Annotated in this window: 2 protein-coding genes; both read right to left on the reverse strand. The window is 37.4% G+C overall.

All coding sequences use genetic code 11. The annotated features are described in order from the left end of the window. Nucleotides 1-58 precede the first annotated feature (58 nt). Nucleotides 59-433, reverse strand: coding sequence for a hypothetical protein (locus WBM60_RS09570; protein ID WP_424278331.1), 375 nt, complete (start codon nucleotides 431-433; stop codon nucleotides 59-61). Nucleotides 434-1,221: 788 nt separating this feature from the next. Beyond that, nucleotides 1,222-1,879: type IV secretory system conjugative DNA transfer family protein (locus WBM60_RS09575; RefSeq protein ID WP_424283011.1), on the reverse strand; the 658-nt coding region annotated here is incomplete at its 5' end.

Below are 1,879 nucleotides of genomic sequence, written 5' to 3' on the forward strand. Positions count from 1 at the left end.
ATCATTCATTTTTTTCAACTTCGCTCCAACAGCGTTAAGAAATCCAAAGCGTGTACTGTTACTCTCCATTTAATGACCTGTTTCTATTATTTATGAAAAAATTGACTATCACTATAATGCTTAAAACTATCGTAATGTAAAATTTGGTATCAGGTTCATTGAATTCGGTGGCCCTGGCATTGAACAATAATAGGGCAACTGTGTAGCCACTTAGCACAACCGGCACCAATAAAGCAAACCGATATGATTTCCCCTTGGCATCCAACATCCAACCTACCCAACCAATGTGGGCGAATAAATGTATAGACAAGGTATAGATGAATACACGATAAGAAGAAAAGCCCATAACCTTTCCATTTTTATCCGTTAACAATTCCTGTAAACCAAAATCAGGGACCCAGGACTGTAAGCCCTCGCCCCTGATTGTGATCATATCATGGATATAAGGCAGTGACGATAGGAAAATTATCCCAATCGCTGCTAATAGGTTTTTAAGTATCCTCTTCCGTGATTTCGTCTTTGTCAATAGATTGTTCTTGATAAAGCTGATCGTCGTTTGCTGTGTCATTCGTGCATGAGCTCAGAGCCCCTGCTGTAAATAGGACAAGACAAGTCAAAATAAAAATTCTTTTTGCATTCATAATTTAAAATTTTAAGGATTAATAATCCTTAAATTAACTATGAAAGCATTCAATAATAACACTTATCGGTTAAATAGCAATATTATTGGGTTGTATTTTAACATTGATTGTCCTACAATATCTGTAAAACTAAAGTTAGACAATTAATTTTTCTAATCAATATTCTTGTTCTTTTTTTTCAATAATTGACTGCGGTTGTAATCGAGGATCCTATTCTGTATATAAATAAGTAAGATATAGAACCATCATCCGATCGTTATGATAAAGCTGAGCGGCGTCATTAAGATTCAATAACTTAATATGACAAATCACAAATGGACTTAAATTGAATTAAAATTATTTTCAAAGTAGAAACCAGATCCGGCATATATCGAAATACTTTTGTAGCCTTACATCTTGATGAATAGACTATGTCTATATAATTGGGGTTTTGTGATGTGTTCAAAAATTTTAATCGAAGTGTATTTCTTAAATAGGAGGGTAATGGGACGAAGTAGAATGGGCCGAATATTTTTTACTTAAAAATGGAAAATGCACCTCTACAAAATTTAGGTTCAAAAAAACGTTAGTTTTTTTTCTTTCATTTCTCAAAAATGAGCCTTGCCTCTAGATGAATCCGTTCAAAATTCTCCTGAAGCTGTTCCTTTAGATTTCGCGCTGGTGCTGGTAATTGCCTCAGAATCTTAGGAGAATTAAACTGCACCTTCTTATCCTTCCCATCTGCCAATACTACAAAGGCTCCTTGTGGAAGACCATAGAACACATTGGCGCGGGTCTTGGCCACTTCGCGCTCCCCTTTGGTCACGCGGGTATCAAAATTAAGGTTATAGCCCTTGTTCACGCTGATGGTCTCCTTCTTCACTATCTCAAAAAAGCGTTCATAATATTTAGCAGTGTCCGGGTCATTGGCCTTCCCAAAGAACTGATAGGAAAGGTTGCTCAAAATCGCCTTGCTGGCCATGGGGCCATACATCATATCGTTTTGGATCTTGTCCTGCAGTACATAAACCGTGGCAATATCATAGCTTCGCAAGGTAGCGGGAATGCGGTGCATATTGAGCAATTGCAAAGTAGCCGCTTCCTCCATCAACAGAAAAGATGGGTTTCGGTAGCGTATGCTCATTTGTTTTGTAATCGTATGTATAATGGTCGCTATAACTGGGGATAACGATGTCTCAATTTTTGGGTTATTGACCACCGATACCACGGCCAAACTATCTGGATGGTTGATGTTCAAG

The sequence above is a fragment of the Eudoraea sp. genome, from assembly GCF_049669105.1.
Taxonomy (GTDB): domain Bacteria; phylum Bacteroidota; class Bacteroidia; order Flavobacteriales; family Flavobacteriaceae; genus Eudoraea.

What these genes read in the sequence shown, in the direction of transcription:
- WBM60_RS09570 (WP_424278331.1), bottom strand. Translation starts at nt 433, where the DNA reads ATGATCACAATCAGGGGCGAGGGCTTACAGTCCTGGGTCCCTGATTTT.